We start from the raw sequence: 20,765 nt of genomic DNA on the forward strand, positions 1-20,765 counted from the left end.
GGTTAATAATTACGGTGCGTTTTTGTCGACTTTGAGGCAGTATGTAGCGGCACAACAACCGCTTAGCATTCAATTTTGATTCGTCTCTGTGATCGCGCGGCTGACAGTCCTATACTGTGAGGCTGACGTAGCACAGATGTCTCGCGGCGCCGGCTTTTTCCCGCGCTGAACTTTAAATTTCACGTACCAGTAGTTGTAGCGAATGAATACTGAAGCCACTCAAGATCATCAAGAAGCAAACACCACGGGCGCGCGTCTGCGTCACGCCCGCGAACAACTCGGACTTAGCCAGCAAGCGGTGGCCGAACGCTTATGCCTGAAGGTGTCCACGGTTCGTGATATTGAAGACGATAAGGCCCCCGCCGACCTCGCCTCCACCTTCCTGCGCGGGTACATCCGCTCCTACGCTCGCCTCGTACATATTCCAGAAGACGAGCTGCTGCCGATGATGGCCAAGCAGGCGCCCATCCGCGCGGCGAAAGTCGCGCCAATGCAGAGTTTCTCTTTAGGCAAGCGCCGCAAAAAGCGCGACGGCTGGCTGATGAGCTTCACCTGGCTGGTGCTGTTTGTGGTTATCGGTCTGAGCGGCGCCTGGTGGTGGCAAGACCATAAGGCGCAGCAGGAAGAGATTTCGACCATGGCCGATCAGTCTTCCGCTGAGCTGAACGGCGGCGACGCCAACAGCCAGAACGTGCCGCTGGATACCAGCGCCCCTGCAGCCCCGACCGCCGATAGCGCCGCGAACAGCGCGCCAACCGATACCACCAGCGCACCGACCACCAGCGCGCCGGCCCAGACGCCAGCGGATAATAACGCTGTCGTGGCGCCTTCCCAGGCCAATGTCGATACCGCGGGGACGACGCCGGCAGCTCCGGCTACCACCCCAGCCTCGCCGTTGCCGACCGATCAGGCGAACGTCACGACTCCGGCGGCGTCGGCGCAGGATCTGGTGATGAACTTTTCCGCCGACTGCTGGCTGGAAGTGAGCGATGCCACCGGTAAAAAACTGTTCAGCGGCCTGCAGCGTAAAGGCGGTAACCTGAACCTGAGCGGTCAGGCGCCGTATAAGCTGAAAATTGGCGCCCCGGCCGCGGTACAGATCCAGTATCTGGGCAAGCCTGTCGATTTAAGTCGTTTTATCAGAACTAACCAGGTTGCGCGTCTGACCCTCAATGCCGAATCATCACCGGCGCAGTAACAGACGGGTAACGCGGGAGATTTTTCATGCATAACCAGGCTCCGATTCAACGTAGAAAATCTAAACGTATTTACGTTGGTAATGTGCCAATTGGCGATGGGGCTCCCATCGCCGTTCAGTCAATGACCAATACGCGCACCACCGATGTGGCGGCGACCGTAAATCAAATCAAAGCGTTAGAGCGCGTAGGCGCGGACATTGTCCGTGTCTCTGTTCCGACGATGGACGCTGCTGAGGCGTTCAAACTTATCAAACAGCAGGTTAACGTCCCGCTGGTCGCCGATATCCACTTTGACTACCGTATTGCGCTGAAAGTGGCGGAATATGGCGTCGACTGCCTGCGTATCAACCCGGGCAACATCGGCAACGAAGAGCGCATCCGCATGGTTGTAGATTGCGCTCGCGATAAAAACATCCCGATCCGCATCGGCGTCAACGCCGGCTCGCTGGAAAAAGATCTGCAGGAAAAATATGGCGAGCCGACGCCGCAGGCGCTGCTCGAATCCGCCATGCGTCATGTCGATCATCTCGATCGTCTGAACTTCGATCAGTTTAAAGTCAGCGTTAAAGCCTCCGATGTCTTCCTGGCGGTGGAATCCTATCGTCTGCTGGCGAAACAGATCGATCAGCCGCTGCATCTTGGGATCACCGAAGCGGGCGGCGCGCGCAGCGGCGCGGTAAAATCGGCGATCGGTCTGGGACTACTGCTGTCCGAGGGGATCGGCGATACGCTGCGCGTCTCGCTGGCGGCGGATCCGGTGGAAGAGATCAAGGTCGGCTTCGATATCCTCAAATCTCTGCGTATTCGTTCCCGCGGCATTAACTTTATCGCCTGCCCGACCTGTTCACGCCAGGAGTTTGACGTTATCGGTACGGTGAATGCTCTGGAGCAGCGTCTGGAAGATATCATCACCCCGATGGATGTTTCGATCATCGGTTGCGTGGTGAACGGCCCGGGCGAAGCGCTGGTCTCCACCCTTGGCGTCACAGGCGGCAACAAGAAAAGCGGCCTGTATGAAGACGGCGTGCGTAAAGATCGCCTGGATAACAACGACATGATCGACCAGCTGGAAGCGCGGATCCGCGCCAAAGCCTCGATGCTCGATGAAGCCCGTCGGATTGACGTTCAACAGGTTGAAGCAAAATAACGTGTTGGGAAGCGATACGCTTCCCGTGTATGATTGAACCTGCGGGCGCGAGGCGCCGGGGTTCATTTTTGTATATATAAAGAGAATAAACGTGGCAAAGAACATTCAAGCCATCCGTGGCATGAACGATTATCTGCCGGGCGAAACCGCTCTCTGGCAGCGCATTGAAGGCTCACTGAAGCAGGTGCTCGGTAGCTACGGTTACAGCGAAATCCGTTTGCCGATTGTAGAGCAGACCCCGTTATTCAAACGCGCGATCGGCGAAGTGACCGACGTGGTTGAAAAAGAGATGTATACCTTCGAAGACCGCAATGGCGACAGCCTGACGCTGCGTCCGGAAGGGACGGCGGGCTGCGTACGTGCCGGCATCGAACATGGTCTGCTGTACAATCAAGAACAGCGTCTGTGGTACGTCGGGCCAATGTTCCGTCACGAGCGCCCGCAGAAAGGTCGCTACCGCCAGTTCCATCAGATCGGCGCCGAAGTGTTTGGCCTGCAGGGCCCGGACATCGACGCGGAGTTGATTATGCTGACCGCGCGCTGGTGGCGTGAGCTGGGCATCTCCGAACACGTCAGCCTGGAGCTGAACTCCATCGGTTCGCTGGAAGCGCGCGCCAACTACCGCGACGCGCTGGTGGCATACCTGGAGCAGTTTACCGATAAACTGGATGAAGACAGTAAACGCCGGATGTATACCAACCCGCTGCGGGTGCTGGACTCCAAAAACCCGGACGTTCAGGCGCTGCTCAACGACGCGCCGGCGCTCGGCGATTATCTTGACGAAGAGTCGAAAGCCCACTTTGCCGGCCTGTGCGCGCTGCTTGACGATGCCGGTATCCGCTACACCGTCAACCAGCGCCTGGTGCGCGGCCTTGATTACTATAACCGCACCGTGTTCGAGTGGGTGACCACCAGCCTTGGTTCCCAGGGCACCGTCTGCGCCGGCGGTCGTTACGACGGCCTGGTTGAGCAGCTGGGCGGTCGCGCTACCCCGGGCGTGGGTTTTGCCATGGGGCTGGAACGTCTTGTTTTACTGGTCCAGGCAGTGAATCCGGAATTTAAAGCCGATCCTGTTGTCGATATATACCTGGTAGCCTCCGGGACCGATACTCAGTCTGCTGCAATGCGTCTGGCTGAGCAGGTTCGCGATGCGCTGCCCGGCGTGAAGCTGATGACCAACCACGGCGGCGGCAACTTTAAGAAGCAGTTCGCCCGCGCTGACAAGTGGGGGGCGCGCGTCGCGCTGGTGGTCGGTGAATCAGAGATCGCTGACGGAAACGTGGTAGTGAAGGATTTACGCTCAGGTGAGCAAACTACCGTAACGCAGGAGAGCGTTGCCGCGCATTTGCGCACACTTCTGGGTTAATCTCCCGGGAATTATTAGTCAGGAGAAGGACTGCGTGGAAACTTTTAACAACGAGAACGATCAGGTCGATGCGCTGAAGCGTTTCTTTGCCGAAAACGGCAAAGCGCTGGCGGTCGGGGTGATTTTAGGGATTGGCGCACTGGTTGGCTGGCGCTACTGGACCTCCCATCAGCAGGATACCGCCAGAGACGCGTCGCTGGCTTACGAGAAGGCGACTTCCGCGCTGAAATCGAATACGCCAGAAGTGCTGTCAGGGGCAGAGAAATTCGCGGCTGACAATAAAAATACCTACGGCGCCTTCGCCTCTCTCGAGCTGGCACAGCATTTTGTTGAACAGAACGATCTGCCGAACGCTGAAAAGCAGCTGCAGCAGGGGCTGGCGGCCGCATCTGATGATAATCTGAAATCGGTTATCAGTATGCGTCTGGCCCGCGTTCAGCTGCAAATGAAACAGGCTGATGCGGCGCTGAAAACCCTCGACAGCATCAAAGGTGAGGGCTGGACCGCCATTGTGGCCGATTTGCGCGGCGAAATTCTGTTGAGCAAAGGCGATAAGCAAGGGGCCCGTGCGGCGTGGGAAGCTGGCGTGAAAAGCGATGCTTCTCCTGCGCTCAGCGAAATGATGCGTATGAAAATGAATAATTTGTCCATCTGAGAGGGACTCGATGCAATTGCGTAAATTACTGTTGCCAGGGCTGCTTTCCGTTACCTTGCTGAGCGGGTGTTCGCTGTTTAATAGCGAAGAAGATGTGGTGAAAATGTCACCGCTGCCGACGGTAGAAAACCAGTTTACGCCGTCCACGTCCTGGAGCACCTCGGTTGGCGATGGTATCGGCGAATTTTACTCTAACCTTCATCCGGCCTTTGCCGACGGCGTAGTGTATGCTGCTGACCGTAAAGGCACCGTCAAAGCGCTGAACGCCGACGATGGAAAAGAGGTATGGTCGGTGAATCTGGCGGAGAAAGATGGCTGGTTCTCGCGCACGCCAGCGCTGCTTTCCGGCGGGGTGACCGTCTCTGGCGGCCATGTTTATATCGGCAGCGAGAAAGCGCAGCTTTATGCGCTGAATACCAGCGATGGTACCGTGGCCTGGCAAACCCGTGTCGCCGGCGAGGCGCTGTCGCGTCCGGTGGTGAGCGATGGCATGGTGCTGGTGCATACCAGTAACGGCCAGCTGCAGGCGCTAAACGAGACCGATGGGGCCGTGAAGTGGACCGTTAACCTCGATATGCCGGCGCTCTCCCTGCGCGGCGAGTCTGCGCCTGCGACCGCCTACGGCGCGGCGATCGTCGGCGGCGACAACGGCCGCGTCAGTGCAGTATTGATGCAGCAGGGGCAGATGATTTGGCAGCAGCGTATTTCTACGGCCACTGGCCCGACGGAAATTGACCGCCTGAACGACGTCGACACGACGCCGATCATCGTTAACGGTGTGGTTTATGCGCTGGCTTATAACGGTAACCTGACCGCGCTGGACCTGCGTAGCGGCCAGATTATGTGGAAACGCGAGCTGGGTTCGGTGAATGATTTCATCGTCGATGGTAACCGTATCTACCTGGTTGACCAGAACGATCGCCTGCTGGCACTGACCACCGACGGCGGTGTAACCCTGTGGACGCAAAGCGATCTGCTGCACCGTTTGCTGACCGCGCCGGTGTTGTATAATGGCAATCTGGTCGTCGGCGATAGCGAAGGCTACATGCACTGGATTAATCCGGAAGATGGCCATTTTGTGGCGCAGCAGAAAGTCGATAGTTCCGGCTTCCTGACCGACCCGGTGGTTGCCGATGGTCGACTGCTGATCCAGGCGAAAGACGGTACGCTGTACGCGATTACGCGTTAATTACCGCTGTCGTGAGTGATTAAGAAACGGCCCCTGGCAGACAGGGGCCGTTTTGACTTTTTTAAAAACGTCGTTAAGACGATGTTGCTTAGTGATTGTATGAGGCATTTAACATGATACCTGTGGTCGCGCTTGTCGGGCGCCCTAACGTTGGAAAATCCACGCTCTTTAACCGCCTGACGCGCACTCGTGATGCGCTGGTTGCGGATTTCCCGGGGCTGACTCGTGACCGTAAGTACGGTCGGGCCGAAGTCGAAGGCCGCGAATTCATCTGTATCGATACCGGTGGTATTGATGGTACGGAAGAGGGCGTGGAAACCCGGATGGCGGAGCAGTCGCTGCTGGCAATCGAAGAGGCCGATGTGGTGCTGTTTATGGTCGATGCGCGCGCGGGCCTGATGCCGGCGGACATCGCGATCGCTAAACACCTGCGCTCTCGTGAAAAGCCCACCTTCCTGGTGGCTAACAAAACCGACGGCATCGACGTCGACCAGGCAATGGCGGACTTCTGGTCGCTCGGTCTGGGCGATATCTATCCGATTGCCGCTTCGCACGGCCGCGGAGTGACCAGCCTGCTGGAGCAGGCCCTGCTGCCATGGGTCGATGAGGTTAATCCGCAGGAAGAAGTGGATGAAGACGCCGAATACTGGGCGAAATTCGAAGCCGAGCAGAATGGCGAAGCGGAAGAAGAGCCGGAAGACGACTTCAATCCGCAGGATCTGCCGATCAAGCTGGCGATTGTCGGGCGTCCTAATGTCGGTAAATCAACCCTCACCAATCGCATCCTCGGTGAAGATCGCGTGGTGGTCTACGATATGCCGGGAACCACCCGTGACAGCATTTATATCCCGATGCAGCGTGACGAGCGCGAATACGTGCTCATCGATACCGCCGGGGTGCGCAAGCGCGGGAAAATCACCGACGTAGTGGAAAAGTTCTCGGTGATCAAAACGCTGCAGGCGATTGAAGACGCCAACGTCGTGCTGCTGGTGATCGATGCTCGCGAAGGGATCTCCGACCAGGACCTCTCGCTGCTGGGCTTTATTCTTAACAGCGGCCGTTCGCTGGTGATCGTCGTTAACAAGTGGGATGGCCTCAGTCAGGAAGTGAAGGAGCAGGTGAAGGAGACCCTCGACTATCGTCTGGGCTTTATCGACTTTGCCCGGGTGCACTTCATCTCCGCCCTGCACGGCAGCGGCGTCGGCAACCTGTTTGAATCGGTACGCGAAGCCTACGACAGCGCTACGCGCCGCGTAAGCACCGCGATGCTGACCCGGATCATGAACATGGCGGCGGAAGATCATCAGCCACCGCTGGTGCGTGGCCGTCGCGTGAAGCTGAAATACGCCCACGCCGGGGGCTACAACCCGCCTATCGTGGTGATCCACGGTAACCAGGTCAAGGATCTGCCGGATTCCTACAAGCGCTATCTGATGAACTACTTCCGTAAATCCCTGGACGTGATGGGCACGCCGATCCGTATCCAGTTCAAGGAAGGGGAAAACCCGTTCGCTAACAAGCGTAACACCCTGACGCCGAACCAGATGCGTAAACGTAAGCGCTTGATCAAGCACATCAAGAAAAGCAAATAATCATTAAACCCGCTTCGGCGGGTTTTTTGTGGCCGCCATGCCGGTAAATGTCAAAACCTTCCGCCATAATCCCGCGATACTTCGCCGGGAACAGAGCGGCTCAAAGGTGGACTTACTATGCAGATTGGTTTTATCGGCCTCGGCGCGGTGGTGGAAACCGCCTATTTACCGGCGCTGCGTCGCCTGGGGGACGTCATCGACCGCTGCCAGGGCTATGACCTGGACTGCAGCAGAGCGCTGCCGGGGATCCAGCGCTGTAGTTCGCTGTCGGCGCTGCTGGCCGAACCCCTGGATACGCTCTTCATTACCACCTCATCACTTCAGCATCTGCCCGTACTGGAGAGGGCGTTAGCCAGCGGCATTTCCCGCATCGTGGTGGAAAAGCCGATCGTGGCCAACCTTGAGCAGGCCGCCCGGCTGCGGGCGCTGCTGGCGCCGCCTGAGCAGGCCGCGCGGGTGCTGGCTCTTGACCACTGGATGGCGCGAGGCGTTGCGCTGAACGCTCCTGGCCCGCAGTGGCGGGCGGAAGGGGAGGCCAGCCGCCTGCCGCCGCCGCACCTGTCAGCGCAGGATATCGTCTGGCTCGAAGGTTATTTGCAGGAGCCAAGCGGCTTTAACAGCGCTGGTGAGCCGGTCGCACTCAATTTTGCCACCGGGGAGCTGGATACCCGGCAGCTGCGTCACCCTGATGGGGTGATCCTCGATATCGGCACCCATGTCCTGGCGATGCTCCGCGAAACCCTGCACGCCAGCGGAGGCGATACGGCGCTGAGCCTTTCCCTTCGGGTGGCGAAAGACCGCCTCGGCCATGACATTGCTCCTGGGGATACGAGCACTGCCGAGGGGGAGGCGCATCTGCAGGGAACCCTGGGCACTATCCCGCTCAATATCTGGCTCAACAAATACGCGGGTCCCGCGGGCGGGCAAAAGGGAATGCGGATAGGACTGCGGGACGGGCGAATAATTACCTTCGATCGCGCCCCTGAGGGCGAAGTGGTGACGCTACAGGACGGCGAGCGGGTGCAGCGCTGGACCCGGCCCGGGACGATCTATACGCACTGTCTTGATGAGCAGATCCTCGGCGCTGATAATCTGTTTATCCGGGCGCCGGACAGCGTGGCCGGGCTAACGCAGCGTAGGCTTGAGGAAGTGGAATGGCTGCTCAGGTTGCAGCAGCAATTACGCGGCCCGCATTAAACCCGGAACATGATAAAATAGGTGCAGATAAACGTTGAAAGGAATGGTTATGGAACTTGATTGCCCTCTGTGCCACGCGCCGTTAGATGTCAAAGGCAGTAGCGCGCATTGCGCCCAGTGCGAAAGGGTATTTACCCTTGAGGCCCGCTGCCCGGAATGCCACCAGCCGCTGGAGGTGCTGAAGGCGTGCGGCGCGGTGGATTACTTTTGCCAGCATGGGCATGGCCTTATCTCGAAAAAACGGGTGGAATTTATTCCGCTGGTTTAGTGGGCGAAGGCTTTCTGGCCCGCGTTTTTTTCACCGTCGCGATCTGCTTCACTTCGCTTTCGACCCAGCCGTCTTTCAGGCGGGTGGTGAGCAGATCGCCGGTTTTGACCTGTTTTGTCTGCTTCAGCACCGTACCGTCGCTCACCGAGGTGACGCTGTAGCCCCGCGCCAGGGTGGCTAAGGGGCTCACCGCCTCCAGATGGGTCACCGCGTTGCCAAACCGTTCACGCCGCTCGCTGAGGCGGCCACGCATAATTTCCGCCAGCCGGTATTCCAGCTGCTGGATCCGCGACTGCGCGCGGTGGATCCGCGGCTGCGGGTTGTAGTGATTCAGACGCTGAACGGTGCGCTTTTGCCGCTGTTCTGCGCGCTTAAGCTGTGACTCCACGGCGATACGCATCCGCTGGCGCAGGCGTTCCAGGGCGGTCTGCTGGCGGGCCAAGCGCAGCTGTGGATGCTGTTGCTGCAGGCGATGGAACAGCTGGGTAAAACGGCGCTGGCGACTGGCGAGGAAATAGTCCATCGCCATTTCCAGCCGCTGCTGTCCGGACTGCAGCTGGCGCAGCAGCTCCTGCTGGTTGCGGCTGACGATTTCCGCGGCGGCTGAGGGAGTCGGTGCCCGCAGGTCGGCAACAAAATCAGCGATCGTGACGTCGGTTTCATGGCCGACGGCGCTGACGATAGGGATCTGGCTGGCGAAAATAGCCCGCGCCACCCGCTCATCGTTAAAACTCCACAGATCCTCCAGCGAACCGCCGCCGCGTCCGACAATCAGTACGTCACACTCCTGGCGCGCGTTGGCCAGCGCGATGGCGCGCACAATCTGCCCGGGGGCGTCGTCACCCTGGACCGCGGTTGGGTAGATGATCACCGGCAGCCCGGGATCGCGGCGCCTGAGGACATGGAGAATATCGTGCAGCGCGGCACCGGTTTTCGAGGTGATGACGCCGACGCAGTGGGCGGGAGAGGGGAGCGCCTGCTTATGTTTTTGCTCGAACAGTCCTTCCGCCGTTAACTGCGCTTTCAGCTGCTCATACTTCTGCTGCAGCAACCCTTCGCCGGCGGGCTGCATGCTTTCGACGATAATCTGGTAGTCGCCGCGCGGCTCATACAGCGTGATGTTGGCGCGAACCAGCACCTGCTGCCCGTGCTGCGGGCGGAACGTGACCCGGCGGTTGCTGTTGCGGAACATCGCGCAGCGCACCTGGGCGTTATCGTCTTTTAAGGTGAAGTACCAGTGGCCGGAGGAGGGCTGGCTGAAGTTAGAGATCTCGCCGCTGATCCAAACCTGGCCCATTTCGCGCTCAAGCAGCAGACGCACCGTCTGATTGAGGCGGCTTACGGTAAAAATTGCGGGGGATTGAGAGGGTAACATGTGAGCAAGATCAAACTTTAAATCAGCAGGTTATTCAGTCGATAGTAACGCGCTCAGAGGGGATGGCAAGTATTATTTGCAAAAAAGGGTAGATGCAATCGGTTACGCTCTGTATAATGCCACGGCAATATTTATCCACCCTGGTCGAGATATTGCCCATGCTACGTATCGCTAAAGAAGCCCTGACGTTTGACGACGTCCTCCTCGTTCCCGCTCATTCTACCGTTCTGCCGAATACTGCCGATCTCAGCACTCAGCTGACGAAAACCATTCGTCTGAATATTCCTATGCTCTCCGCAGCCATGGATACCGTAACGGAAGCGCGTCTGGCTATTGCCCTGGCACAGGAAGGCGGCATCGGCTTTATTCACAAAAACATGTCCATCGAGCGCCAGGCGGAAGAAGTTCGTCGCGTGAAGAAACATGAGTCCGGCGTGGTCACCGACCCGCAGACTGTTCTGCCGACGACCACTCTGCGTGAAGTGAAAGAGCTGACCGAGCGCAACGGTTTCGCCGGCTACCCGGTGGTTACCGAAGAAAACGAGCTGGTTGGCATCATCACCGGCCGCGACGTGCGTTTCGTCACCGATCTGAACCAGCCGGTCAGCGTCTACATGACGCCGAAAGAGCGTCTGGTCACCGTTCGTGAAGGCGAAAGCCGTGAAGTGGTCTTCGCTAAGATGCACGAAAAACGCGTTGAGAAAGCGCTGGTCGTGGATGAGAGCTTCCACCTGCGCGGCATGATCACCGTCAAAGACTTCCAGAAAGCAGAACGTAAACCGAACGCCTGTAAAGATGAGCAGGGCCGTCTGCGCGTAGGCGCGGCGGTCGGCGCCGGGGCCGGCAACGAAGAGCGCGTAGACGCGTTGGTAGCGGCAGGCGTTGACGTTCTGCTGATTGACTCCTCGCACGGTCACTCAGAAGGCGTTCTGCAGCGTATCCGTGAAACGCGCGCGAAATATCCTGACCTGCAGATCATCGGCGGCAACGTCGCCACTGGCGCAGGCGCGCGCGCGCTGGCGGAAGCCGGCTGCAGCGCGGTGAAAGTGGGCATCGGCCCGGGCTCCATCTGTACTACCCGTATCGTCACCGGCGTGGGTGTGCCGCAGATCACCGCTGTTTCCGACGCGGTGGAAGCGCTGGAAGGGACCGGTATTCCGGTTATCGCTGACGGCGGTATCCGTTTCTCCGGCGATATCGCCAAAGCGATCGCCGCCGGTGCGGCGGCGGTGATGGTTGGCTCCATGCTGGCGGGTACCGAAGAGTCCCCGGGTGAAATCGAACTCTATCAGGGTCGCTCTTACAAATCCTACCGCGGGATGGGCTCCCTTGGCGCGATGTCCAAAGGCTCCTCTGATCGCTATTTCCAGAGCGATAACGCCGCTGACAAACTGGTGCCGGAAGGTATCGAAGGCCGCGTGGCCTATAAAGGCCGCCTGAAAGAGATCATTCACCAGCAGATGGGCGGTCTGCGTTCCTGTATGGGTCTGACCGGCTGTGGTACCATTGACCTGCTGCGTACCAAAGCTGAATTCGTACGCATCAGCGGTGCGGGCATTCAGGAAAGCCACGTTCACGACGTGACCATTACCAAAGAGTCCCCGAACTACCGTCTGGGCTCCTGATTTCTTCGCCCGACCTTGCGTCGGGCGATTTATTTACTCTGTTTCACTTGCCTCGGAATTAGCGTCAATGACGGAAAACATTCATAAACATCGCATCCTCATCCTCGACTTCGGGTCTCAGTATACTCAGCTGGTGGCGCGTCGCGTGCGTGAGCTGGGCGTCTACTGTGAGCTGTGGGCATGGGATGTCACGGAAGCACAGATCCGCGAATTTAATCCAAGCGGCATCATTCTTTCCGGCGGCCCGGAAAGCACCACCGAAGAGAACAGCCCGCGCGCGCCGCAGTATGTGTTCGAAGCCGGCGTGCCGGTATTTGGCGTCTGCTACGGCATGCAGACCATGGCGATGCAGCTGGGCGGCCATGTAGAAGGTTCTAACGAGCGTGAGTTTGGTTACGCACAGGTTGAAGTGGTTAACGACAGCGCGCTGGTGCGCGGTATCGAAGATTCCCTGACCGCAGACGGCAAACCGCTGCTAGACGTGTGGATGAGCCACGGCGACAAAGTGACCGCCATCCCAGCGGACTTCGTAACCGTCGCCAGCACCGACAACTGCCCGTTCGCCATTATGGCCAACGAAGAAAAACGCTTCTACGGCGTGCAGTTCCATCCGGAAGTGACCCACACCCGTCAGGGAATGCGTATGCTGGAGCGCTTCGTGCGCGACATCTGCCAGTGCGAAGCGCTGTGGACCCCGGCGAAAATCATTGACGACGCCGTTGAGCGTATCCGTCAGCAGGTTGGCGACGACAAAGTGATCCTCGGCCTCTCCGGCGGTGTGGACTCTTCGGTGACTGCGATGCTGCTGCACCGCGCTATCGGCAAAAACCTGACCTGCGTATTCGTGGACAACGGTCTGCTGCGCCTGAACGAAGCGCAGCAGGTGATGGAGATGTTCGGCGACCACTTTGGCCTGAACATTGTTCACGTTGAAGGCGAGCAGCGTTTCCTCGACGCGCTGGCGGGTGAAAGCGATCCGGAAGCGAAGCGTAAAATTATCGGTCGCGTTTTCGTGGAAGTGTTCGACGAAGAAGCGCTGAAGCTGGACGACGTCAAATGGCTGGCGCAGGGTACCATCTACCCTGACGTTATCGAATCTGCCGCTTCCGCCACCGGTAAAGCGCACGTCATCAAATCTCACCACAACGTGGGCGGCCTGCCGAAAGAGATGAAGATGGGCCTGGTTGAGCCGCTGCGTGAGCTGTTCAAAGACGAAGTGCGTAAGATCGGCCTGGAACTGGGCCTGCCGTACGACATGCTCTACCGTCACCCGTTCCCGGGCCCCGGCCTTGGCGTGCGCGTGCTAGGCGAAGTGAAGAAAGAGTACTGCGACCTGCTGCGTCGTGCGGACGCTATCTTCATCGAAGAGCTGCACAAAGCTGACCTGTATAACAAAGTCAGCCAGGCGTTCACTGTGTTCCTGCCGGTTCGTTCCGTCGGCGTGATGGGCGATGGCCGTAAATACGACTGGGTGGTTTCCCTGCGTGCGGTGGAAACCATCGACTTTATGACCGCGCACTGGGCGCACCTGCCGTATGATTTTCTCGGCCGCGTCTCCAACCGTATCATCAATGAAGTGAACGGTATCTCCCGCGTGGTGTATGACATCAGCGGCAAGCCGCCAGCAACGATTGAGTGGGAGTGATCCCACGTCCGGCATAGACTGGCACCAAAGAGCATTAAAACACCCATAAGCCCGCATAATTGCGGGCTTTTTTCGTTCTTGGCGTAGCAATGTCTGGCAAATTTTCGCATCGCCAAGCACCCCGTTTCTATGGCATGGTAGATGGTACAATTTGAACCTGATGCCATGTTCGGCACTCGATACCATGCCGCCCCTGATGGGGTGTTCATGGTACTGAATTTAGGTAACACATTGTTCTTAAAGATGTTTTTTGAGAATTTGTGGGGCTTTTTGAGCATGGTATTTTTGAGAGGAAACCTAACCCGACCATGCTGACCGATACCAAGCTGCGCAACCTCAAGCCAAAGGACAAGCTCTACAAAGTGAATGACCGTGACGGCCTCTACGTGGCCATCACGCCAGCGGGTTCGATTTCATTCCGCTACAACTACTCGATCCACGGTAGGCAGGAGACCATCACCTTCGGCCGCTACGGTGTCGGAGGGATCACGCTAGCGGAAGCTCGCGAACGGCTGGGCGAAGCCAAGAAGATGATCGCCGCAGGGAAATCTCCAGCCAAAGAGAAGGCGCGGGACAAAGCCCGCGTTAAGGACGCTGAAAACTTTGGTGCTTGGGGCGAAAAATGGCTACGCGGCTATCAAATGGCGGACGTTACCCGCGATATGCGTCGAGCTACCTTCGAGCGCGAGCTTAAGCCGAAGTTCGGTAACCAGAAGCTGACAGAAATCACCCATGAGGATTTACGGGCGCTGACTGATGCGATTGTGGAGCGCGGGGCACCGGCAACGGCCGTGCTTTGCCGCGAAATTGTGATGCAGGTCTTCCGTTGGGCTATAGAACGTGGCCAGAAGGTTGAGAACCCGGCCGATCTGGTGCGCCCGTCGACTATTGCAAAGTTTGAGCCGCGAGATCGAGCACTTACGCCCGATGAAATCGGCTTGATGTACCAGTACATGGAGCGCATTGGCACCACACCTTCGATCCGCGCGGCCGCCAAGTTGCTGTTGCTGACGATGGTACGCAAAAGCGAACTGACCAACGCAACGTGGAGCGAAATCAATTTCACCGAAGCGCTCTGGACAATCCCCAAGGAGCGGATGAAGCGCCGCAATCCCCATCTGGTGTTCCTGTCGAGGCAGGCGCTCGACATTTTCATAGCTCTGAAAACCTTCGCGGGCGGCTCGGAGTACGTGCTGCCATCGCGCTATGACTCGGACTTGCCGATGAGCAGCGCCACGCTCAATCAGGTGCTCACGCTGACCTATCGTCTGGCCCAGAAGGAAGGGCAGTCGCTTGGCAAGTTCGGACCGCACGACTTGCGGCGTACAGCCAGCACGCTGCTGCATGAGGCAGGCTATAACACTGACTGGATCGAGAAGTGCCTTGCGCACGAACAGAAGGGCGTTCGAGCCATCTACAACAAGGCCGAGTACCGCGATCAGCGGCGGGCAATGCTACAGGATTGGGCGGACATGATTGACGAGTGGACAATCAGGAAGCCCCGCCTCAAGGACTGATTCGGAGTCTTGAGACCTGCATTTTGTAGCGAAATGCCCACTTCGGTGGGCTTTTTTTTGTCCGTAAAACGTATTCCATATGGACAGGCAATTTTCGCTATCTGCGTCAAATAAAGTGCCAAGAAAACAAAGAATTGCGAAGGTTTTTGTTTTGAAAGGTGGACAATTTACGGACGCTAAGACATTGATTTTATTGAGAAAAAGTTCTCTATACTGCTGGAAATCACCGGCATTGTGGGGCAATAATTAAACCTCGGGCGATGACAAAACGAGGTATTCGGTGTGGAAAGAGAATTAAGGAGAGTGAGTAAAGTTCTCATTAGCAAAAAGCAGCTGCTGGAGATGATTCCACTGTGCGAGCGCACGATCTACAACTTTGAAAAGCAGGGAAAATTCCCTAAGCGCATCGCACTTAGTAGTCGCAAGGTCGTGTGGGATTTAGCCGAGGTCGAGGCATGGATTGATGCGTGCAAACATTCCGGCTCGGCCCCTCGTCCCGGAATGGGGGCCTGAATTGTGGCGGCCAACTTGCAGGCAACATTTACGAGTAGACCGCTTGTACTGGGCTTAATACAGCTCCGGTTGGGCCGTGCATGAGTAGCCGAAACAGCGGTCTTAAGCCCATAGGCGCGGTAATAGGCGACTCTGGCGGGCTACTGGAACGCCTTGAAAATATCAGGAAGCGGAACAGTGACCGAACTCCGGCTGCTGAACGCGGTAGACCGTCTAACGTCTCGACCGTGCATGAACAGATGGAAAGGGCAAAAGAGCGGGACAAAGCGTTGTCACTTGTCCGCAAGCCTCCACAAGGCGACGCTCAGCCAGATTTTTTTGCGCCCAGCCTTTATGACGTGGGCGGCCGCGACAATCGCAGCGTCATGGATGTGGCCGTGTTCCGTTTATCCAAGAAGGACAAGCGAGCCGGAGAACTGATCCGCTACGACCTGCCGGATGGATACGTGGAAGTGTCCGCAGGAGCGCACGGAATGGCCTCCGTTTGGGACTACGACATTGTGCTGATGATGGTGTCTCACTTGACCGAAGCTATGAACCGCTATCGAGAAGGAAAGGGTGGCAAGCCGGGGAGAGTGTTTCGGCTGCATGTTAGCGACATCCTCAGATTTGCCCGACGTGGTAACGGTAGTAGTCAGGTTAAGGGAGTGGAAGCCGCGCTAGATCGGTTGCGGGGTACTACCATCAAGACAGTGCGCGAAAGCGGCAAGTTCCGGACAACCGAAGCCGAGGGGCTGATCGCGCGCTATCGTGTTCTGTCACGCACGGACACCAAGAAGATAAGTTCTGTCGAGATTGAAGCCCCGGAGTGGATTTATCGAGAAGTCACCGAGGGCAAGCGGCCGGAGGTACTTACAGTACACCGGGACTACTTTCTGATCGAGCCGGGCATAGGACGCTTTATCTACCGACTGGCTCGCCGTGCCGCAGGCAGGGATAGCGCTAAATGGGCTTTCAAGACCCTTTACGAACGCAGTGGAAGCGGTGGCTCGTTCAAAAAATTCTGTTTCTTCCTTCGCGGGATCATCAAAGCCGATGACCTGCCTGAATATGCCTTGTGCGAAGAAGCGGGGAAGGATGGCCCTCTACTGGTCATGAGGCACCGCAATTCCTCGTCGGAACCGCTGGGCGGTTCCTAATAGACGGTGAGTGAGATCGCAAAAGAGCCCCGTTGCGGGCTTTTTTCATTTTGATTGACGGACAGTTTACGGACAAAGTGGGAACAACCCGCCACGCTGTGGATAGAGTGTCTATTAGGAACCTGAAACCGTCTATTAGGAACCGTTTCGCCGTCTATTAGGAACCGGTATCCGTCTATTAGGAACCGGTATTGCGCGTAATTCATTGAATTAAAAGAGTAAATTTCCTTCTTTTTACGCTAAATCTTTTAAAACTATATATAAAACTGTTTAAAACCCTTTTGCCTGTGCATAAGTCGATGGCCCCCATCCGTTAGTTCGGAACTCCTATTGGTGCGAAATCGCGCCACGATCCAAAAGCGTGGCCCCTGCGGGGTTCCCACCGCTTCGCGGCAGCTCCCCTCCCTCATGAAAGGCGTTCGCTCCGCCCCAACGCGCTGGCCGAGCTTGCTGCCGTGGGTTGGAGGCTGGACGAGTACGCTAAGGGCAAATGGGAAACGGGCGACCCAAGGCATCCGACCGTAACGCTGCTCCCCCTGTTTAATGGCACCTCACCCTCTGTTTAACAGTACCCAACCCCCTGCTTAACGGCACCCGGCCAGTTTCTGAAAACCCAGCAACGGCGGGCCTTTGCGGGCCGTTCGCAAATTCCATCCAAGATTCTCTAAGAATCTCCAGCATGCGCGCTAAGCGCCGCGCCTTGATGGCGCAGCTCATCGCTTGCTGCTCTTGGTCGGCCTACGGCCGTTGGGCACCAAAAAAAGGTAGGGCGGGCCTGCCGTCGTCGACGCGGTTAGTTCCGTGGATTACCCACCGGTCGCAGCACCTGGTCGAGCCGTTGAAACCGGCAAAAAGACATCAGGCACCAAAAAGGGAAGGGCAGGGCCAAAACCCACATAAGGCCTCTAACGGCCTGCGAAAGCGTTCCAGAATCCCTCCCGTATGGGTCGTGGCGGCGTTTTTTCAGTGTCGGAATGGGGTTATGGCTATCATGTGTGAAAACTTCTCACAGCGCGATACACGCCGTTTTTGCGGTGTGTAATAGACGGCTGCCCGCACTGACCCTGTGCCCCGTGTATCGGGGTTATCTTCACAGGGGCGGCTGCCCCTACTTTGAAACGAGTGTCAGGCTTCGCAGGCGGCCCGGAGAGCCGTTTTCAGAGGGGGCTAGAGTTGTGTGGCGGGGAGGACCATAAAAGCGCTTACGCTGTCATTACAGCCGATTTGCGAGACGTAGGGCCGGATCGGCCGGAGCCTTTCTTTTGGTGCCCATAAAAAAGCCCTGCACTTGGCAGGGCGGGCGAGATCATTTGCGGCGCTGCTGGCGCTCCCTTAGTGCTTGTTCGGACATGATGGCCATGCGCAGTTGCTCTATCATTACCACCTGATGTTTGCTTCCGAACAGGGGCAGGCGGTTGATGGACTGCGCCGCCCCAAACAGGCCATTAGCAGCCTTAAAGCGATAACGGTTCATGCGTTGCTCTCGTGGTTCCAGCCACCGCGCAAACGCATCGAGTTGCGGCCCATAGCCCCGCGAGCGCAGGTATTCGCGCAGCAAGTACATGCCGAAGGCGGCAGCGAAGGCCACCACGCAAAAAATCAGATATTCAATCATTGGTCAGTCTCCGGTGCATTGGCCGCCTTGGCAGCAGTTGATTGGGTTTCATCGCTCTGGCGGTTCCCAACCGCTATTGGCGCGTCAGCCTTAGCCACCGCTTCCGCTGACATGCCGGGCACCTTCATGCGAGCAAGGGTGCCGGGGATTGGTTTGCTATACGGGTTCATGCCTCACTTTCCTGTTTCGGGTTGTTGGATTTCTCCACGCCGTTCGGTTGAGCCGGGGCGGCGGACGGTTCTTGTGCGGGACGAATAACGTTTGTTTCTTCGGCAACATCCGCGGATACACCGCTGTTAGCTGGACGTTTTTCGTCACCCTCATCGCTGTCAGGCATTTGCGGTGGGGGGCCGCCGCCCATGCTCGCCGCGCCTTCCATACCCGGCACAGAGATAGCGGCGAGCGTCCCGAGGCCGCGGGCGGCCACACTAGCCAAGTTGTTCGCGCCGGAGGCCGCTTTTTTCAGTGTTTGCGCCGCCTGCTGCGGCCCACTCAGACCACTGCTGCGCGGAGTGTCGCTCTGGCTGTTGATGCCGCTACCTGACGGCGATTTGCCCGCCTGCGAGCCACCGACGCGAGAACCGGCTGACTGAGCTGCTGCGCTACCGCCCGTTGTCGTTCTTGTGGTCGCCGCACTGTTCATGGACGGCATGGCGGACGCTGCGGGGTTCTGCTGGCCACCGGCCATGCTGGCATTGATGCTGTCGGCCAGTCCACTGCCAGCGCCACCACCAGAACCGCCGCCCAAAGCACCCGCAGCACCACCGGCCGCGTTTGCGCCGCCCGCCATCATGGTGCCTGCCGCCAAGCCAGTAGCCGCCGCAGCGGCCGCCATTGCCATGCCGCCGATCGCACTGCCTCCCCCAAATGATGAGCCGGTGATCATGCCCGCAATCAGCTCCGGGATAGACCGAGACAGATAGGCGCACACCAAGGACAGGCCCAATAGTGTCAATGTTGGCCCAATAGTGCCGTCGTAGTTGGCGAACCACCTGTCCGATACGGACATAATCAGGCCGACAATCAAGGTCAGGACGAACAGCTTAGCGCCTACCGCAACGGCATAGCGAAGCGGGGCTATTGCAAATTCCCGTGTCCATTGTGAGCCGCCGAAACCGATGAACAGCACGGCCGCATTGATAATCACATACGACTCGACAAGCGTAACGAACATAAACGCGGCGATGAACGCGAAGCACAGCAAAATGATGACGCCGGATAGCGCAATCACAACCGCAGTTTCGAGGTCAAACAACGAAATGTTCGACAGGACTTTTTGTGCCAATTTGATAGCTAAGGTGAACACGTCACCGGGCATCAACTCCTGCGCAAACCCGGAGGCTTGCGATCCCGCTTCGCGGAAGCTGTTCACGATAGCCGTGCTCCACTCTGTGGAGTACGTCAGCAAGGCAAGGAAAAAGCCTATCGTCATGACGAACTTGATCAGCTCGCGGAACATTTCGCCAACATCGGCGCTTTGCCAAATCAGGTTGCCGAACGTCCAAACAAACTGAATCCCAGCGAGCAGGAACAGCAAGTTTCTGGCATAGCCCTGCAACTTTGGCCCCCACTGAGCAGACGCATTATGAATGTCTGTTAGCAGCCCGTTCATCTCCACATTACTTTGTAAACCGGCGGCCATTGCACTCCCGGTCATCAACAGCATGGCTATCCCGACGCAACTTAGAAAGAGTGGTCTACTCATAATCAAAACCCCTTCGACGGGCCGGGTTCGTCTTTCCCTTCCCAGAACTTTTTGGTAGCCGCCGCTTTTTGCTTCTGTGAAGCCGAACATTCTTCGCCCGAAGAAATGACGACGCTAGTCATTACGGCCCCACCCACAGCAGAACCGAGACACAACACCAAAAGAAGAATCTTAGAAATCGTCATAATCAAAACCCCTTGGATGGGCCGGGAGTGTCTGTACCTCCCCAGAACCTTTCACTGGCCGCGTCCTTCACGGCTTCCTGTTCGGTTTGTTTGGCCATGTAGTTGCCTTGCAGGGTGATTTGCGTGGCCACCAGATCGCGCAGTTTCTGGAGCTGCTGCACGTTCTGCGCCGCAATCTCGTTCCCGGCTTGAATGGCCTGCTGACGGCCAACGGCCGACTGCGAACGGCTCACCAACTGATCCAGCATCGCGTTCTCATCCTCGAATGTGCTCGTATTTACGCCAGCGGCCTGCATGGCCGTGCGGGCGTTATCGAAGCCGGATTGTGCCCAGTCCCGATAGCGCTGCGGCATGTTGTTTTGCCCTTGGCCAATCGAGTTCAGATAGCTGTCATAGCCTTTGAACTGCTGGCGAAACTGTTCGTCCAGATTGCTGATGTTGCGGCCGAGCGACTGCGCCGAGTTGTAGATGCTGGCCACGCGCTGAAGGTCGCCAGTGATGGTGTTGAACATGCGGCTGGGCAGTGACATGCCCTGCTTAATCATGTTGTCGTACTGCTGGATCTGCGTCTGCAACTGCTGGGCCGTGTTCAGTTGCGTGTTGACCGCTTCGGCGTACTCGTACATCTGCTGATAGAACGTCGAGCAGTTCGAGCAGTAGATGGCATAGGCCGGAGCCGGTGCCATGTAGAGACTTACACCAAGGCCTGCGCTTGCCATTGCAAGAGCGAGCGCCGCGCCTCGACCGAATTTTCGGGCGGCATAAGCCGACATTTTTTGCGATTCTAGTTCCATACCGAATACCTCGTTTTGTCATCGTCCGAGGTTTAATTA

Annotated in this window: 20 protein-coding genes; 14 read left to right on the forward strand and 6 right to left on the reverse strand. The window is 57.6% G+C overall.

Annotated features, from left to right (window positions below; all coding sequences use genetic code 11):
- The first annotated feature begins 202 nt into the window (after nucleotides 1-202).
- From rodZ to KB890_RS21095, 8 genes are all read left to right on the forward strand, one after another.
- Nucleotides 203-1,198 carry a cytoskeleton protein RodZ gene (rodZ, locus tag KB890_RS21060; protein ID WP_004180892.1) on the forward strand — a complete coding sequence of 332 codons (996 nt, stop codon included), beginning with the start codon at nucleotides 203-205 and terminating at the stop codon, nucleotides 1,196-1,198.
- A 26-nt stretch (nucleotides 1,199-1,224) separates the two neighbouring features.
- Nucleotides 1,225-2,346, forward strand: a complete 1,122-nt coding sequence (gene ispG / locus KB890_RS21065) for a flavodoxin-dependent (E)-4-hydroxy-3-methylbut-2-enyl-diphosphate synthase (protein ID WP_002913892.1) — start codon at nucleotides 1,225-1,227, stop codon at nucleotides 2,344-2,346.
- Nucleotides 2,347-2,437: 91 nt separating this feature from the next.
- On the forward strand, nucleotides 2,438-3,712 hold the full coding sequence (gene hisS, locus KB890_RS21070; RefSeq protein WP_004149335.1) for a histidine--tRNA ligase: 1,275 nt from the start codon (nucleotides 2,438-2,440) through the stop codon (nucleotides 3,710-3,712).
- 34 nt (nucleotides 3,713-3,746) lie between these two features.
- A complete protein-coding gene (locus tag KB890_RS21075; RefSeq protein WP_002913890.1) occupies nucleotides 3,747-4,367 on the forward strand; it encodes a YfgM family protein in 621 nt (206 codons plus the stop codon).
- Nucleotides 4,368-4,377: 10 nt separating this feature from the next.
- Nucleotides 4,378-5,556: an outer membrane protein assembly factor BamB gene (gene bamB, locus KB890_RS21080; protein ID WP_004180889.1), complete on the forward strand. Its 1,179-nt coding sequence runs from the start codon at nucleotides 4,378-4,380 to the stop codon at nucleotides 5,554-5,556.
- Between the two features lie 113 nt (nucleotides 5,557-5,669).
- Nucleotides 5,670-7,148 carry a ribosome biogenesis GTPase Der gene (gene der, locus KB890_RS21085; RefSeq protein WP_004144309.1) on the forward strand — a complete coding sequence of 493 codons (1,479 nt, stop codon included), beginning with the start codon at nucleotides 5,670-5,672 and terminating at the stop codon, nucleotides 7,146-7,148.
- 117 nt (nucleotides 7,149-7,265) lie between these two features.
- Nucleotides 7,266-8,345: a Gfo/Idh/MocA family oxidoreductase gene (locus KB890_RS21090; RefSeq protein WP_004180886.1), complete on the forward strand. Its 1,080-nt coding sequence runs from the start codon at nucleotides 7,266-7,268 to the stop codon at nucleotides 8,343-8,345.
- Between the two features lie 49 nt (nucleotides 8,346-8,394).
- Nucleotides 8,395-8,613, forward strand: a complete 219-nt coding sequence (locus KB890_RS21095; RefSeq protein ID WP_004144303.1) for a zinc ribbon domain-containing protein — start codon at nucleotides 8,395-8,397, stop codon at nucleotides 8,611-8,613.
- Here KB890_RS21095 and xseA read toward each other — a convergent pair.
- The gene (xseA, locus tag KB890_RS21100; protein WP_004174856.1) at nucleotides 8,597-9,988 is read right to left on the reverse strand and encodes an exodeoxyribonuclease VII large subunit; all 1,392 of its coding nucleotides are present in this window, start codon (nucleotides 9,986-9,988) and stop codon (nucleotides 8,597-8,599) included. The two genes, KB890_RS21095 and xseA, sit on opposite strands and share 17 nt — an antisense overlap.
- Before the next feature lie 158 nt (nucleotides 9,989-10,146).
- Here xseA and guaB point away from each other — a divergent pair, with 158 nt between their 5' ends.
- The 6 genes from guaB to KB890_RS27705 all read left to right on the forward strand — a co-directional run bounded on the left by guaB (nucleotide 10,147) and on the right by KB890_RS27705 (nucleotide 16,993).
- Nucleotides 10,147-11,613: an IMP dehydrogenase gene (gene guaB, locus KB890_RS21105; RefSeq protein ID WP_004151980.1), complete on the forward strand. Its 1,467-nt coding sequence runs from the start codon at nucleotides 10,147-10,149 to the stop codon at nucleotides 11,611-11,613.
- A 67-nt stretch (nucleotides 11,614-11,680) separates the two neighbouring features.
- Nucleotides 11,681-13,258: a glutamine-hydrolyzing GMP synthase gene (gene guaA, locus KB890_RS21110; RefSeq protein ID WP_004151979.1), complete on the forward strand. Its 1,578-nt coding sequence runs from the start codon at nucleotides 11,681-11,683 to the stop codon at nucleotides 13,256-13,258.
- Between the two features lie 308 nt (nucleotides 13,259-13,566).
- Nucleotides 13,567-14,775 (forward strand): tyrosine-type recombinase/integrase, encoded by a 1,209-nt coding sequence (locus tag KB890_RS21115; RefSeq protein ID WP_001297323.1) that lies wholly within the window; start codon nucleotides 13,567-13,569, stop codon nucleotides 14,773-14,775.
- Nucleotides 14,776-15,057: 282 nt separating this feature from the next.
- Nucleotides 15,058-15,288 (forward strand): helix-turn-helix transcriptional regulator, encoded by a 231-nt coding sequence (locus KB890_RS21120; protein WP_021542196.1) that lies wholly within the window; start codon nucleotides 15,058-15,060, stop codon nucleotides 15,286-15,288.
- 80 nt (nucleotides 15,289-15,368) lie between these two features.
- Nucleotides 15,369-16,427: a replication initiator protein A gene (locus KB890_RS21125; protein ID WP_001297333.1), complete on the forward strand. Its 1,059-nt coding sequence runs from the start codon at nucleotides 15,369-15,371 to the stop codon at nucleotides 16,425-16,427.
- A 455-nt stretch (nucleotides 16,428-16,882) separates the two neighbouring features.
- Complete coding sequence (locus KB890_RS27705) at nucleotides 16,883-16,993, forward strand: hypothetical protein (protein WP_232192652.1); 111 nt, start codon at nucleotides 16,883-16,885, stop codon at nucleotides 16,991-16,993.
- Nucleotides 16,994-17,733: 740 nt separating this feature from the next.
- On the opposite strand, the gene KB890_RS21135 is transcribed toward KB890_RS27705, so the two are convergent.
- From KB890_RS21135 to trbJ, 5 genes are read right to left on the reverse strand one after another with little or no spacing between them, the layout of a single operon-like run.
- Nucleotides 17,734-18,042, reverse strand: coding sequence for a hypothetical protein (locus KB890_RS21135; protein ID WP_001297325.1), 309 nt, complete (start codon nucleotides 18,040-18,042; stop codon nucleotides 17,734-17,736).
- A complete protein-coding gene (locus tag KB890_RS21140; RefSeq protein ID WP_001565726.1) occupies nucleotides 18,039-18,212 on the reverse strand; it encodes a hypothetical protein in 174 nt (57 codons plus the stop codon). Before KB890_RS21140 ends, KB890_RS21135 begins: the two co-directional genes overlap by 4 nt.
- Complete coding sequence (trbL, locus tag KB890_RS21145) at nucleotides 18,209-19,708, reverse strand: P-type conjugative transfer protein TrbL (protein ID WP_211778004.1); 1,500 nt, start codon at nucleotides 19,706-19,708, stop codon at nucleotides 18,209-18,211. The genes KB890_RS21140 and trbL overlap by 4 nt, the downstream gene beginning before the upstream one ends.
- A gap of 41 nt (nucleotides 19,709-19,749) precedes the next feature.
- Nucleotides 19,750-19,932, reverse strand: coding sequence for a hypothetical protein (locus KB890_RS21150; RefSeq protein WP_001565722.1), 183 nt, complete (start codon nucleotides 19,930-19,932; stop codon nucleotides 19,750-19,752).
- Between the two features lie 2 nt (nucleotides 19,933-19,934).
- Nucleotides 19,935-20,726, reverse strand: a complete 792-nt coding sequence (gene trbJ, locus KB890_RS21155) for a P-type conjugative transfer protein TrbJ (protein WP_001297334.1) — start codon at nucleotides 20,724-20,726, stop codon at nucleotides 19,935-19,937.
- Between the last annotated feature and the right edge of the window lie 39 nt (nucleotides 20,727-20,765).

The organism is Klebsiella sp. P1954, from assembly GCF_018199955.1.
Lineage (GTDB): Bacteria > Pseudomonadota > Gammaproteobacteria > Enterobacterales > Enterobacteriaceae > Klebsiella > Klebsiella pneumoniae.

Coding starts and splice junctions, on each gene's coding strand:
- guaB (WP_004151980.1), top strand. CDS start 10,147: ATGCTACGTATCGCTAAAGAAGCCCTGACGTTTGACGACGTCCTCCTC.
- KB890_RS21135 (WP_001297325.1), bottom strand. CDS start 18,042: ATGATTGAATATCTGATTTTTTGCGTGGTGGCCTTCGCTGCCGCCTTC.
- KB890_RS21125 (WP_001297333.1), top strand. CDS start 15,369: ATGAGTAGCCGAAACAGCGGTCTTAAGCCCATAGGCGCGGTAATAGGC.
- KB890_RS21140 (WP_001565726.1), bottom strand. CDS start 18,212: ATGAACCCGTATAGCAAACCAATCCCCGGCACCCTTGCTCGCATGAAG.
- guaA (WP_004151979.1), top strand. CDS start 11,681: ATGACGGAAAACATTCATAAACATCGCATCCTCATCCTCGACTTCGGG.
- bamB (WP_004180889.1), top strand. CDS start 4,378: ATGCAATTGCGTAAATTACTGTTGCCAGGGCTGCTTTCCGTTACCTTG.
- xseA (WP_004174856.1), bottom strand. CDS start 9,988: ATGTTACCCTCTCAATCCCCCGCAATTTTTACCGTAAGCCGCCTCAAT.
- KB890_RS21115 (WP_001297323.1), top strand. CDS start 13,567: ATGCTGACCGATACCAAGCTGCGCAACCTCAAGCCAAAGGACAAGCTC.
- trbL (WP_211778004.1), bottom strand. CDS start 19,708: ATGCTGTTGATGACCGGGAGTGCAATGGCCGCCGGTTTACAAAGTAAT.
- der (WP_004144309.1), top strand. CDS start 5,670: ATGATACCTGTGGTCGCGCTTGTCGGGCGCCCTAACGTTGGAAAATCC.
- KB890_RS21150 (WP_001565722.1), bottom strand. CDS start 19,932: ATGACGATTTCTAAGATTCTTCTTTTGGTGTTGTGTCTCGGTTCTGCT.
- KB890_RS21090 (WP_004180886.1), top strand. CDS start 7,266: ATGCAGATTGGTTTTATCGGCCTCGGCGCGGTGGTGGAAACCGCCTAT.
- ispG (WP_002913892.1), top strand. CDS start 1,225: ATGCATAACCAGGCTCCGATTCAACGTAGAAAATCTAAACGTATTTAC.
- trbJ (WP_001297334.1), bottom strand. CDS start 20,726: ATGGAACTAGAATCGCAAAAAATGTCGGCTTATGCCGCCCGAAAATTC.
- rodZ (WP_004180892.1), top strand. CDS start 203: ATGAATACTGAAGCCACTCAAGATCATCAAGAAGCAAACACCACGGGC.
- KB890_RS21095 (WP_004144303.1), top strand. CDS start 8,395: ATGGAACTTGATTGCCCTCTGTGCCACGCGCCGTTAGATGTCAAAGGC.